This is a genomic window from Dellaglioa algida (assembly GCF_030127605.1).
GTDB classification, from domain to species: Bacteria; Bacillota; Bacilli; order Lactobacillales; family Lactobacillaceae; genus Dellaglioa; species Dellaglioa algida.
Genome location: NZ_JANXLE010000002.1, coordinates 205910 through 219297 on the forward strand (window position 1 = coordinate 205910; position 13388 = coordinate 219297).

The 13388-nt window shown below is 34.8% G+C and carries 11 protein-coding genes; 1 reads left to right on the top strand and 10 read right to left on the bottom strand.

Annotation, left to right across the window (positions count from 1 at the left end):
- Positions 1 to 43 precede the first annotated feature (43 nt).
- The 8 genes from clpX to rpsO all read right to left on the bottom strand — a co-directional run bounded on the left by clpX (position 44) and on the right by rpsO (position 9517).
- Positions 44 to 1306, bottom strand: coding sequence for an ATP-dependent Clp protease ATP-binding subunit ClpX (clpX, locus tag N0K73_RS02740; protein WP_112250040.1), 1263 nt, complete (start codon positions 1304 to 1306; stop codon positions 44 to 46).
- A 170-nt stretch (positions 1307 to 1476) separates the two neighbouring features.
- The gene (gene tig / locus N0K73_RS02745) at positions 1477 to 2775 is read right to left on the bottom strand and encodes a trigger factor (protein WP_112250042.1); all 1299 of its coding nucleotides are present in this window, start codon (positions 2773 to 2775) and stop codon (positions 1477 to 1479) included.
- A 151-nt stretch (positions 2776 to 2926) separates the two neighbouring features.
- Positions 2927 to 4114, bottom strand: coding sequence for an elongation factor Tu (gene tuf, locus N0K73_RS02750; RefSeq protein ID WP_057973915.1), 1188 nt, complete (start codon positions 4112 to 4114; stop codon positions 2927 to 2929).
- Between the two features lie 315 nt (positions 4115 to 4429).
- Positions 4430 to 5350, bottom strand: a complete 921-nt coding sequence (locus tag N0K73_RS02755) for a hypothetical protein (RefSeq protein WP_112250044.1) — start codon at positions 5348 to 5350, stop codon at positions 4430 to 4432.
- Positions 5351 to 5409: 59 nt separating this feature from the next.
- A complete protein-coding gene (locus N0K73_RS02760; RefSeq protein ID WP_057973913.1) occupies positions 5410 to 7137 on the bottom strand; it encodes a ribonuclease J in 1728 nt (575 codons plus the stop codon).
- Positions 7138 to 7157: 20 nt separating this feature from the next.
- Positions 7158 to 8027, bottom strand: coding sequence for a 4-hydroxy-tetrahydrodipicolinate synthase (gene dapA / locus N0K73_RS02765; protein WP_112250046.1), 870 nt, complete (start codon positions 8025 to 8027; stop codon positions 7158 to 7160).
- A 20-nt stretch (positions 8028 to 8047) separates the two neighbouring features.
- A complete protein-coding gene (locus N0K73_RS02770) occupies positions 8048 to 9097 on the bottom strand; it encodes an aspartate-semialdehyde dehydrogenase (RefSeq protein ID WP_112250048.1) in 1050 nt (349 codons plus the stop codon).
- 150 nt (positions 9098 to 9247) lie between these two features.
- A complete protein-coding gene (gene rpsO, locus N0K73_RS02775) occupies positions 9248 to 9517 on the bottom strand; it encodes a 30S ribosomal protein S15 (RefSeq protein WP_057973910.1) in 270 nt (89 codons plus the stop codon).
- A 281-nt stretch (positions 9518 to 9798) separates the two neighbouring features.
- Here rpsO and rpsT point away from each other — a divergent pair, with 281 nt between their 5' ends.
- Positions 9799 to 10053 (top strand): 30S ribosomal protein S20, encoded by a 255-nt coding sequence (rpsT, locus tag N0K73_RS02780; protein WP_057973909.1) that lies wholly within the window; start codon positions 9799 to 9801, stop codon positions 10051 to 10053.
- A 44-nt stretch (positions 10054 to 10097) separates the two neighbouring features.
- Here the strand turns inward: rpsT and holA are convergent, their stop codons facing one another.
- Together holA and N0K73_RS02790 are read right to left on the bottom strand one after the other, a co-directional pair.
- A complete protein-coding gene (holA, locus tag N0K73_RS02785; protein ID WP_112250050.1) occupies positions 10098 to 11123 on the bottom strand; it encodes a DNA polymerase III subunit delta in 1026 nt (341 codons plus the stop codon).
- Positions 11124 to 11128: 5 nt separating this feature from the next.
- Positions 11129 to 13336 (bottom strand): DNA internalization-related competence protein ComEC/Rec2, encoded by a 2208-nt coding sequence (locus tag N0K73_RS02790; protein ID WP_146744976.1) that lies wholly within the window; start codon positions 13334 to 13336, stop codon positions 11129 to 11131.
- Between the last annotated feature and the right edge of the window lie 52 nt (positions 13337 to 13388).

Genomic DNA, 13388 nt, shown 5'->3' on the forward strand with positions numbered 1-13388 from the left:
CTTTTTTTTAGCGTATACTCACTATTTTTGAAGGTCAATAACTTTAAGATGCCGCTTTTGTGTTACCTTTTTTTATTAGAGAACCTTCAGTTTGGTCTACCGTTGCCTTAGTAATAATCACACGTTCAATATCTTCTTGACTTGGAATATCAAACATCACATCCCGCATTGTTTCTTCAATAATCGAGCGTAATCCACGTGCCCCGGTATCACGTTTAATGGCGAGTTCAGCAACTCTAGATAATGCTTCAGGCTCAAACTCAAGCGTAACACCATCTAATTCAACCAGTTTGGTATATTGTTTAACCAATGCATTTTTAGGTTCCGTTAAAATTCTAACCAAATCATCTTCTTTTAATTCTTCTAAAGCAGTCATAATCGGTAAACGACCAACAAATTCAGGAATTAAACCAAATTTCAATAAATCTTCTGGAATAATTTGTTGCATGACACTATTTTCTTCATCAATTGATTCGGTACCCGAATCAGCTCCAAAACCGATTGTTTTATCGCCCAAACGATTTTTTACCATCGTTTCAATTCCAGCAAATGCGCCACCAACAATAAATAAGATATTCTTAGTATCAATTTGAATTAATTCTTGTTGAGGGTGTTTACGACCTCCTTGAGGCGGAACGCTAGCAACTGTACCTTCAAGAATTTTCAAAAGGGCTTGTTGGACACCCTCTCCAGAAACGTCACGCGTAATTGACACATTTTCACTTTTCTTTGCAATTTTATCAATTTCGTCTATATAAATAATACCTTTTTCAGCTTTTGCAACATCGTAGTCAGCACTCTGTAATAATTTTAAAAGAATATTTTCAACATCTTCTCCAACATATCCAGCCTCTGTTAATGTGGTTGCATCTGCAATAGCGAATGGCACATTTAAAATCTTAGCCAAACTTTGTGCTAAATACGTCTTACCAGACCCAGTAGGACCAACTAAACAGATATTACTTTTTTGTAATTCAGTTTCATCGTTATCGTCCGCTTCAACTTCTAGCATATGGTTAACGCGTTTGTAATGGTTATACACGGCAACAGACAACGTTTTCTTAGATTGATCTTGCCCAATTACATAATTATTAAGTTTATTCATAATTGCCTGTGGTTTCAACACAAGTAAAGGTTCAGAAGACATTTGTTCTCTGAATTCCTCATCGATGATTTCTTTACATAAATCAACACATTCATTACAAATATATACGCCAGGACCAGCTACAATTTTCATTACTTGATCTTGTGATTTACCGCAAAAAGAACAGTTCACGGGTCCACCTTCTTCAGTATTTTCAAACATTCTCTCACCTCATATTTTCTCTAATAGTCTTTTATTTCACGTATATACATTCTATCAAATTTACCGCTATTTCGCGAATATTTGAATTTAAATCCGCTTAACAAAAAAGACTGAAGCCAAAAACCCGCCCCAATCTCATTCGTTTAAATCAACTAATCAAAATTAGCGGATTATTTTTTCATTTTAGCTTCTTCAACTGCTGATTCGGCTAATTCGTCAACAACTTTTTTGATAGCAATATCATGCTTAACCATATCGTCTGAAAGAGCAGAACGAACTGCATCTTCTTCCATACCATATTGTTCTGCTAAGTTTGAAATTTCAGATGAAACTTCTTCTTCTGAAGGTTCAATCTTTTCAGCAGCAACGATAGCTTCTAACACAAGGTTTGTTTTAACGCGACGTTCTGCGCCTTCTTCAAATTGTTTGTGTAAGTCATCTTCACTTGTACCTGTCAATTGGAAGTACATCTTAGTATCAATTCCTTGTTGTTGCATGTTTGCAAGGTATTGATCCATTTGACGATGAACGTCTTCTTCAATCATTGAGTTAGGTATTTCATCAACTTTAGCATTATCAACTGCTAATTCGATTGCTGCATCTTGAATAGCTTCCTTAGCCGCTGCATCTTTTGTTTCTTTAATTTGATCTTTTGTTTTTGCTTGTAATTCTTCAAGAGTGTTAACTTCTTCATCAACATCTTTAGCAAATTCATCATCCATTTCTGGAAGTTCTTTACCCTTAACTTCATGAACTTTAACAGCAAATATAGCTTCTTTACCACGTAAGTCTTCTGCTTGGTAATCTTCAGGGAATGTAACTGTTACGTCCACATCTTCGCCCGCTTTATGTCCAACTAATTGATCTTCGAATCCAGGAATAAATGAATTTGAACCTAATTCAAGAGTATAGTTTTCTGATTTACCACCATCAAATGCAACACCATCAACTTTACCTTCAAAATCAATAATCACGGTATCGCCAGAAACAGCTGCTTCATCTTCCTTAAGCACAAGTTCAGCTTGTTGTTGACGTTTTGCTTCTAAGTTATCTTCAACATCTTTTTTCGTTACTCGACGTGATTGTTTAGGAACAGTTAGGCCTTTGTAATCTCCTAGTTCAACTTCTGGTTGAAGTGTAACTTTAGCTTTAAGTACCCATGTAGAATCTTTTTCTAAACTGTCAATGTTAATATCAGGTTGATCAACTGGTGATACTTTAACTTCTTCAAGTGCCTTTTCATATGCTTCTGGCAATAAGATGTTTAAAGCATCTTCATACAATGATTCTTCACCGTACATTCTGTTAAATACTTGACGTGAAACTTTTCCTTTACGGAATCCAGGAACAGTTAAATCTTTCTTAACTTTTAAGAAAGCTTTTTCTAATCCTTCTTTAATTTTATCAGTTTCAATTTCGAATGTAATTTCTCCATTGTTTTTACCTTGTTTTTCAAATTTTGCTGACATTGTTTTCCCTCCGATAGAACAAAAATTTTATATTCGTACTCTTTATATACTTGTCTATTTTACCGTATCGTTGCTAGATTGTAAATGATTATAAAAAAAAATTCGGAAAGCAAAAGCTTTCCGAATTTCTTATTTTTAATTTAATTAAAAATTAATCGTCAATTTCTGAAACAACTCCGGCACCAACAGTACGGCCACCTTCACGAACAGTAAATTTAAGACCTTTTTCAATAGCAACTGGGGCGATTAATGAAACTGTAAATGTAACGTTATCACCAGGCATAACCATTTCTACGCCTTCTGGCAATTCAATAACACCAGTAACATCAGTTGTATGGAAGAAGAATTGAGGACGGTAGTTTGAGAAGAATGGAGTATGACGTCCACCTTCTTCCTTAGAAAGGATATAAACTTCGCCTTTGAATAATTTGTGAGTCTTGATTGAACCAGGTTGGGCAAGAACTTGTCCACGTTCGATTTGTTCGCGATCGATACCACGGAGTAAAGCACCAACGTTATCGCCGGCTTCACCTTCGTCAAGTGTCTTACGGAACATTTCGATACCTGTAACTGTTGTTTTAAGAACATCTTCATGTAAACCAACAATTTCAATATCGTCTCCGACTTTAACTGTACCACGGTCAATACGACCTGAAGCAACAGTACCACGACCAGTGATTGTAAATACATCTTCAACTGGCATCAAGAATGGTTGGTCTGTAGGACGAACTGGTGTTGGGATGTATGAATCAACAGTATCCATTAACAATTCAACTTGTTTTACAGCTTCTGGATCGCCTTCAAGGGCTTTAAGAGCTGAACCACGGATAACAGGAATATCATCGCCTGGGAAATCGTATTCGCTTAATAATTCACGAACTTCCATTTCTACAAGGTCTAATAATTCTTCATCATCAACCAAATCAGTTTTGTTCAAGAACACGATAAGGTAGTCAACACCCACTTGGCGAGCAAGTAAGATATGTTCACGTGTTTGAGGCATAGGGCCATCAGTTGCGGCTACAACTAAGATAGCACCATCCATTTGTGCAGCACCAGTGATCATGTTTTTAACGTAATCAGCATGTCCTGGAGCATCGATATGTGCGTAATGACGTGCAGCTGTTTCGTATTCAACATGGGCAGTATTGATAGTAATACCACGTTCACGTTCTTCAGGTGCGGCATCGATTGAAGCGAAATCTGCTGCTTCACCGAAACCTTTGTCTGATAATACTTTACTGATTGCAGCTGTTAAAGTTGTCTTTCCGTGATCGACATGTCCGATAGTACCAATATTAACATGGGGTTTTGTTCGTTCGTAATGTTCTTTTGCCATGAATAAGAGCCTCCTAATGTTTTTGTAAGAATAAAACAGTTTTAGAAAATCTAACCCTGATGATTCTTTGTTTTTATTATACTACTTCCCCATTAAATAACAAAATACATTATCATTTAAATAAAGAAGAATCCTTAAAATATTATATAGACTGTTTAGAGTTTTGTAAATACCTATTTAAAGAATACTGAAACTTTTTATCTCGTCTTAAAATAACCTGGTTAAATCTACACTCATACAACTAAATCTAAGTGAAATTTTGGATTCCTTGTTAGAATATCATAGATTGTTAAAAACGGCTAGCCCTACCTATTGTTAATTCATTATTTCGGTTAATTCTCTAGAAATTAATTGATCTAACGAAATCATATCTTTTAAATTTTCAGTGGTCTTAAAGGTAGATTCAATTCCTAATTCATTCTTAACCAACTCAATCCATTCCTCCTCAACATCCAAAAACAGCCCTGCAAAGGGATAAATCATTCCTAATTTTAAATTTAACATGTGGTTTAAAGATTTATTTAATTGCACATCAACGGTTCCATCATCATTTTTAGTTAATTGATTGATTTTTCGAACCACTGGCTCGTTTTCATTCGCAACTAAATTTTTCATGCTTATTTTTTTGTGCGTACCGTCAATCCATAAATAATCCAATATATCAATATTATTAGGAATGCTCTGAACTTCCTGTAACAAACTTGATTTAATGATTGGATGCACATCTTTATCAATAAATATAATTTGGCATGCCTCAATAAATTCTTTTTTTGGCAAGATTAACCCGATCTGAACGATTTGTTGCTGTCCGAAGAAGTCCATTGAGCCTAAATGCGAAAATTGTCGTTCATTTTGTCTTAACTGCTTGCCTGAATTTTCTCGGTATTCGCTTTCTGCATTCTCAACAATCGGCGTCGCAAAAGGTTGTTGTTTGACCAATTTCCATGCCTGAATAAATTTATTATTTTTCAACAAAATATTTATATAAATTGCGAATTGATCGCCACGCTTTAAGTACTCACCATAAAATTCGTCAGCAATAACTAATGCCTCATCAAATTGCTCAGCTAAAACCAATGCGTTAACTAATAATTTATTTGTTTTAAAGCTTCGATGCCCAATATAGTTCTTTGTAAAAAGCTGAGTTGCTAATTGATAATTTTTTTCAATTATGGCTTTTTTTGCTAATTGATAATTTTGTTTTTCTTGGTCGGGAAACGGAATAATATCTGGCATAATGTCCTCTATTTATTATTTATAAAAAAAAGATAACAGCATTGTGTTATCTTTTTTGTTTATTTTTCATTGCTTTTTACATCGGCCGGTTTAACTTCTTTCGGTTTAGATGGTTTTCTATGGTATTGATTAATTTCCATTATGACAGGCAAAATAACTGGACGTCGTTTTGTTTGTTCATATAAGAAATGGCTCATTTTTTCACGAACATCCTGTTTTAGATGTCCCCAATCAAATTCTTTATTGTTTAAATTATCTTGTACCGTTTCTGAAACGATTTCTGCACTTTTTTCAATCAAATCAAGACTCGTTTTTGTATAAACAAACCCTCTCGACGTAATTTTAGGTTTATTAATGATTTTCTTCTTTTTGCGATCAATGGTAACAACCGCAATAAAAATACCATCTTCAGAAAGAATTTTACGATCTCTTAATACAATATTACCAATATCACCAACACCGATACCATCAATCATTGTGTTACCAGCTTCAACTTGCGAGCCTAAATTCATTTTACCTTCTGAGTAACTTAAAACGTCACCTTTACCAGTAATGAAGATATGGTCATATGGCATCCCTAAAGTATGGGCCAAATCGGCGTGCGCCGCGAGTAAACGATACTCGCCCTGAATGGGTACCAGATATTTAGGTTTCATTAAGTTAATCATTAATTGCAAGTCATTTTGTCCAGCATGGCCTGACGAATTTAGTTCGTCAGAAATGGCTTTCACATCAGCTCCCGCACGATAAATAAGATCCCTTGTTTTTGCAACATTTGTTTCCATAGCCTTTGATGTCGTCGTTGTAATGAAGACAAGATCTCCTTCATGAATATTAATAGATTCATGTTGATTTAAAGCCATTCGTTGTAATGATTTTAAGGGTTCACCCATCTTGCCAGTTTCCAGGATTATTAATTGATCATCATCATATTTACTAATATCACTCATTGGAACAATCAATTTCTCATCAGGAAGAATGATTTTATTCAAATCCATAGCCGTTTTAACGATTTTCTCAACATCATGGCCCGTTAATATCACTTTACGATGACTTTCATTAGCGGCATTTAAAATTTGTTGTACTCGGAGTATATTTGATGCCACGCAGGCAACAATAATGCGTCCTTTTTGATATTCAAAAGTTTCATTAATATATTCATCTATTGCACTTTCATTAACCGTTGGAAAAGGATTTTCGGCGTTAGCTGAATCACTCAATAATGCCAAAACGCCATTTTTACCAATTTCGGCTAATCTTCCAAAGTCTGTTTGATAAGCTGGTGCCGCAGCTTGATCAAATTTAAAATCACCTGTGTACACAATTTGACCTTCATCAGTACCTAGAACAATTCCCAATGATTCTGGGATTGAATGGGTTGTTTTAAAGAATGAAATTGTCGTTTTTCCAAAATCAATTTCAGTCTGATCATTAACAACGTGAAAATCATTAAATTTACTTGCTTTAGGATCATCCGCAATATTAATTTTTGCTAACGCGATAGTCAATTCTGACCCAAAAACGGGCACGTCAAACTCGCTCACAAAGTATGCTAATGCACCAATTGCATCTGCATGTCCATGAGTTAAGAAAACACCAACTATTCGGTCTTTATTTTCTCTCAAGTAGCTGAAGTCAGGAATGACAATATCAATTCCTAACAACCCATTTTCTGGATACATTAATCCAGAATCAAAAATAAATAAATCTTCGTCCACTTCAACAACGTACATATTTTTACCATTCTCTCGAACGCCACCAAGTGGAATTATTTTAACCTTGCTCATTACTTCACCTCTTACATATTTTATATTTTTAATGTTTCTATTAATTGCTTCGTTTCATCTTTAGTCAACGATTGGATTGGTAATCGACAGTCACCCACATGGATACCTCGATAATTTAAAGCAGCTTTAGCCGGACCTGGAGAAGGTAAAGCAAAAAGTGCGACCATTTTTGGCGTCAACTCTCTTTGAATATCTCCTGCAAGTTTAATATTTCCTTCGCTCAAAGCCCGGTACATTTTTGTCATTTCGTTACCAAAAATATGACTTGCAACTGAAATAACGCCATTAGCACCAAGTACTTTTGCGGTTAAGCTATCAGCATCTTCACCAGTATATACGAAGAAATCATCAGGCGTTTGTTCAATAATAATACTTAAGTTTTCACTACCTGTACAATCCTTGATGCCGACAATTTGCTTGTTGGCTGATAGTTTAACAATTGTCTCAACAGACATGGTAACACCTGTACGTCCAGGAATATTATAGATAAAGATGGGTAATTCTGTTGCACTAGCAATTGTTTCAAAATGCGCAATCATACCTTTTTGATTAGGCTTATTATAATATGGCACAACAACTAATGCCGCATCCACACCCGAAATATTCGCAACTTCATTCGTAAACCGAATTGTTTCCATTGTGTTATTTGAACCTGTTCCCGCCATAATGGGTACTCTTCCGTTCGCAAGACTTACAGTTTCTTTAATTAAACTTATTTTTTCTTCTTCACTCAGTGTTGGAGATTCGCCAGTTGTTCCATTGACTAAAATACCTTTTGAACCCGTCAAAATTAAGTGTTCAATTAACTTTTTTAATCGATCATTGTCGACTTGATTCTGATCATTAAATGGCGTTACCATTGCTGTCATAATATCTACGTTTTTAAACATTTAATTTACTCCCTTCATTTTTATTTTGGGACTCTTAGTAGGTCTAATTCATGTAATTTTTCAGCAATTTGAACTGAATTCCAAGCGGCACCTTTTAATAAATTGTCTGAGACAACCCACAATTGAAATGCGTTATTTTGCTCTAAATCAGCTCTAACGCGACCGACGAACGTATCCTTTTTACCCGTAGCGTTAATTGCTTGTGGGTAAATCTGGTGTTCTGGATCATCTTGTAGAACAACACCAGGAGCATCTGAAAGAATATTTTGAATCTTTTTAACAGAAGCGTCATGACTCTCAATTTCAAACCATACGGATTCTGAATGGCTAACGACTACCGGTACGCGCACACAAGTTGCGGTTACCTGAATATCTTGATCAGACATTATTTTTTTAGTTTCATGAATCATTTTCCATTCTTCATGCGTATAGCCCGTATCTTCAAAAACATCAATTTGAGGCAGCGGATTAAAGGCAATAGGATAATGCTTTTTATCGCCTGAGGCGGGTAAAATGCCTGCTTGCATCTCTTCACCATCAAGATAAGCTTGAGTTTCATCTTTTAATTCTTGAATAGCTAAGTTTCCGGCACCACTAACGGCCTGCATTGTCGTAACGACTACTTTTTTCAATCCATAATTTTTACGAATTGGTTCCAAAGCCACAACCATCTGAATGGTTGAACAATTAGGATTAGCAATTAAGCCCTTATGTTCATAAAGCGCCTTCTCGTTAACCTCTGGAACAACTAATGGAACATCTGGATCCATTCTAAACGCGCTGGTGTTATCCACCACAACCGCGCCCCGTTTAATTGCTTCAGGTGCGAATTTTTTTGATACACCGCCACCGGCAGAAAATAAAGCCAAATCAACATTCTCAAAAGAATCAGGCGTTGTTTCTTCTACAGTAACATCCTGACCCTTAAATTTTAAAACTTGTCCCGCAGAACGTTTAGATGCCAAATATTTAATACTGTCAATAGGTAGACTCGTTTCTTCAAGCATTTGAATCATTCTTGTTCCAACGGCGCCTGTAGCGCCGACCACTGCAACTCTATATCCGTCCATTGAAAAAAACCTTCTTTTTCTTTATTTGAATCTCAATTATACCATAAAATTTATGAACGTTTTGCATTTAGCTCACTTATTACATCGAGTCATTCTAATTTTTCTAAATAAAAAAAGCAAAACTCCTATATAAGAGTTTTGCTTTTAGTTTTAACGACGAAGACCTAAGCGTTGGATCAATTCACGGTAACGTTGAATATCTTTGTTACGTAAATATGCTAAAAGGTTACGACGATGTCCGATTTTCTTCATCAAACCACGTTGTGAAGCGAAATCTTTTTTATGAACGCCAATATGTGCATTCAATTCAACGATATCTGCAGTAAGTACAGCGATTTGTACTTCAGCAGAACCTGTATCGCCTTCTTGACGAGCATAATCCTTCATAATTTCTGTTTTCTTTTCGTTTGTAATTGCCATTAGTGTTTCCCACCTTTCTGAATCTAAATGCCTATAACCGAGTAAGTCGTCGGTGAGACGTCAACAAACTAAGTTAAAGGTTCTTTGGAACAAATCTAACTTTACTAAAATTCAGAACATTTTGCAAGTTTTTTATAACTTACGAAACCTGTCAATTACTATCAAGTAAAAATCCTTTACAAGTTTTCGTTGCATTAACTAAATTGGTTAGGTATAATAATGGTTGTTGAAATATTTGTTGAGAACCAATAAGGTGATCATGATAAGTGGAGGTGACTTAAATGCCAATTATTCAATCTGCAATTAAACGTGTAAAAACGAATGAAAAAGCAAACGTTAGAAATGCTGCTCAATTAAGCACAATGCGTACTGCTGTAAAGAAATTTGAACAAGCTAAGACTGCCGGCGCCGATAACGTAGATGCTTTATACAAAGCTGCTATTACTGCAATCGACAAAGCACATTCTAAAGGTTTGATCAAAGAAAACAAAGCTGCTCGTGATAAGTCTCGTATGGCTGCTCGTTACGCTAAATAAGTTTTCAAAAACACCCAGTAGATTATAATCTACTGGGTGTTTTTTTATACATTTACTTGATTAATTTTAAGCATAAATAAAGAAAAAAGCCCTTCTTGGTCTTGTTGCGTTGTTTTCATTGTTTTTTCTAAATCAATTAGTGCTAGGTATATTTTCCGTAAATCATGTCGATTAAATTTTTTTACTTTCTGAAGTGCCAGTTTAATTCGATAAGGGTGTACTTTTAAAACGCTTGCCAAATCGCCTTGTGAATAACCTTTATCTTGTAAAATCTTCACCTGAAGTAATAATCTGAATTGTCCGAGCAGTATCGCATTGATTTTGATGGGCTCTTCATTTTGTAAAATTAAATCATGATATAAAGTTACTGACTTTTCAATATTATTTGAAATGACAACGTCCACTAAATCAAATATATTTTGTTCTAAGGTCTTAGAAATTAAATTCTCAACCGATGAAAGTGTAATACGATGTGTCTCAAAATTATATAAAAATAGCTTTGGCAACTCATTCATAATGATTGATAATTCCGAATTTGTTCTTTCTAAAAATAAATCTAATGCATTTTTATCAATCTCAAAAGATTTATTTTCCATCTCCTGGGCAATAAATTGCCGTGTACCACGTTCGTTTAATGGTTGATTATCAATAATCAGACTCGATTTTTTTAGTTGTTTACTAACTTTTTTTCGGCCGTCCAATTCTTTATATGGCGCAAATATAACCACGATACTAGTTGGCTCAGGATGTGTCAGGTAATTTAAAAAGCCTTCAATATCATGTTCTATTTTTCTTTTTTTAGTATCAGATGTAAGGAAATAAGGATTCTGAATAAAAACAAGTCTTTTATCACCAAAAAAGGGAACGGACATTGCGTCATCTAACGCTTTAGCCAGCGGGACCTCTTCCATATCATATTTTCCAAGGTTCATCGTTCTCTCTTCTTCTGGTATTAAGTTAGTGAACGCCTTCTTCACGTCCTCCATTAAATATGTTTCGTTACCTAATACAAGATTCACCGGCTGCACATTTTCAAGGGATAAGGATTTAATTATTGATTGTGAGTTCATATCTATCAGCTCTTTTCATTGTTAAAAACTTCAATCTTTTCTTTGTTATTCTGAAACTTCCTAATACTTATCATACCATGCTCTGCCGTGCTTACAAAAGGCACCCGATATTTTTTTAAAGTCTCAAGCGTCTCTTGGTGGGGATGACCATACCTGTTATTCTTTCCGGCAGAAATAATCGCCAACTTTGGTTTCAACTGTTCAACAAATAAAGGATTAGTCGCCGTCTTACTTCCATGATGTCCCGTTTTCAAGATAGAAACTTGTAAGTCGGGATATTTTTGAATCACTTTTTTCTCACCTGCTTGATCCAAATCTCCAGTAATTAAGTACTTAAATCCCCCAATTTCACCAAACAAAACCAACGAATCTTCATTTTTACCGGCACCAGCAACAAACGGATGTAATACGGTCAACCCGGAATCTAGTTTTTCACCAGCATCTGTCATTGGTATCAGTTTTTTTGGTGCGTGAGTAGATTTAATTTTTTTAACAAATTGCGGTAATTGCTCCATCCCCAGCGGCACAACCATCTTATCAACAGAAATCTTTTTTAAAATTGATGGAAAATTACCTATGTGATCGGCATCTTGATGCGTTAAATATAGATAATCCAAATGACTAATTCCCTGACTTAATAAATAATTAGCAATGATTTTCTCGCCAGAAGTCTGATATTCTTTTCGCGTTCGCCAATCATCCATTTTAAAATGAACTTTACCCCCGGTATCTATTAACGTTATTTTTTGGTTAAACGGTTCCCTTATTAAGGTTGAATCTCCCTGCCCAATATCAAAGAAAACAACTTCTTGTCGCATTGGAAAATGTATCCACAAAAATAGACCCATATATAACGTAAAAAGAACAACCCATCTTTTAATACTTGCCTGACGAAGGTAACAAGCAAGGGAGCATATTAGTAAGCAAACGCATGCAATTAAGCCTGGTTTCCCAAAAGTTATGTTCAAAGGTAAATTGGCCAATTTCTCACAGAAATTAATAAATAAATTTAGTAAATTATTTATTAATTCAGTTATATTCTGAAAATGATGACCTATTATCCCGCCACAAATCACAATCGGTAAAATTAAAAACTCAAAGACCGGAATTATAAATATGCTGAGTACAATTGATAATACATTCCACTGGTACACGTTAAATAAAATAAACGGTAGACTAAACAAATTCAGCCATACGCCTGATTCAAAATTACCTTTGTTTTCCATAAAAATTAACAGTAAAGACATCAAGTAACTAAGTTGTCCCCCAAAGGTTAATAGTAGTTGAGGTTCAATTAGTAGACCCATTAATAAAGCGAGACACCAGATAATAATTCCTTGAACAGGTTTACCCATTAATTCACAGGCAATTTGAACCATACACATAAAAATTGCGCGTCGTAAACTACTTGATTCCCCTGCAATGACTAAATAACACGGTAGTAACAAAAGAACTATTTTATTCATCGTTTCTCTTGGGATGAACAGCCAATTTCCTAGTGTCCCTATCAGCATCACAAAATAGTACACGTGTAACCCTGATAAACAGAAAAGATGAATTAATCCTAATTGTCTAACTGACTCTAAATCTTGATTAAAATCTTGCGTTTTATCACCAATTATTAAGGCATTTAAAAATTTATCAAGCGGATTTGATAACGAACTAAAATAACTTTTTAGTTGAGCACGTATTTCATGTAACTTGTTCAGGACAGTTTCAATCGAAAACGTTACCTGATTACTTAGTTTACTGTTAACTTTTATAACGGTTAAACCATTGTAAATAGATTTAGTACGCATGAAACTTTGATAATTAAACTCGTTCTCATTTGTTGGTGGTTTTATCATTTGTATTTTAACGTCGGCATTAATTATTTGTGTCTGTTGGTTACGTTTAATTCGATTAAGTTCGGCCTGAGTTTTACAATTATAAAACCCTCGAATCTTCTGTGAATCAGAAACGATTTGACCTTCAAAACTAACTAAATCTCCATTTGTCGAGTAATCATCAGGATAAATTTTTATTGTAACACCATGCACTTCTTTTTCAATCGGTATTTGTTTCTGGTTTCCTTGTGTATTCCCATAAAAATAAATTCCAAAACCAATCATACAAGCGCAACAAATATAGATAGTAAGTGCACGTTTCAATGCGATGATTCGGATAAAAATAATAACAATAAGAATAATCCAAATTAGATTAAAAGTAACCATCCACACACTAACTAGTCCCACAAGTATCGTTACAAAAAATAGATCAACTGCT

Coding starts and splice junctions, on each gene's coding strand:
- tuf (WP_057973915.1), bottom strand. CDS start 4,114: ATGGCAAAAGAACATTACGAACGAACAAAACCCCATGTTAATATTGGT.
- tig (WP_112250042.1), bottom strand. CDS start 2,775: ATGTCAGCAAAATTTGAAAAACAAGGTAAAAACAATGGAGAAATTACA.
- clpX (WP_112250040.1), bottom strand. CDS start 1,306: ATGTTTGAAAATACTGAAGAAGGTGGACCCGTGAACTGTTCTTTTTGC.
- N0K73_RS02770 (WP_112250048.1), bottom strand. CDS start 9,097: ATGGACGGATATAGAGTTGCAGTGGTCGGCGCTACAGGCGCCGTTGGA.
- rpsO (WP_057973910.1), bottom strand. CDS start 9,517: ATGGCAATTACAAACGAAAAGAAAACAGAAATTATGAAGGATTATGCT.
- rpsT (WP_057973909.1), top strand. CDS start 9,799: ATGCCAATTATTCAATCTGCAATTAAACGTGTAAAAACGAATGAAAAA.
- N0K73_RS02790 (WP_146744976.1), bottom strand. CDS start 13,336: ATGGTTACTTTTAATCTAATTTGGATTATTCTTATTGTTATTATTTTT.
- N0K73_RS02755 (WP_112250044.1), bottom strand. CDS start 5,350: ATGCCAGATATTATTCCGTTTCCCGACCAAGAAAAACAAAATTATCAA.
- holA (WP_112250050.1), bottom strand. CDS start 11,123: ATGAACTCACAATCAATAATTAAATCCTTATCCCTTGAAAATGTGCAG.
- dapA (WP_112250046.1), bottom strand. CDS start 8,027: ATGTTTAAAAACGTAGATATTATGACAGCAATGGTAACGCCATTTAAT.
- N0K73_RS02760 (WP_057973913.1), bottom strand. CDS start 7,137: ATGAGCAAGGTTAAAATAATTCCACTTGGTGGCGTTCGAGAGAATGGT.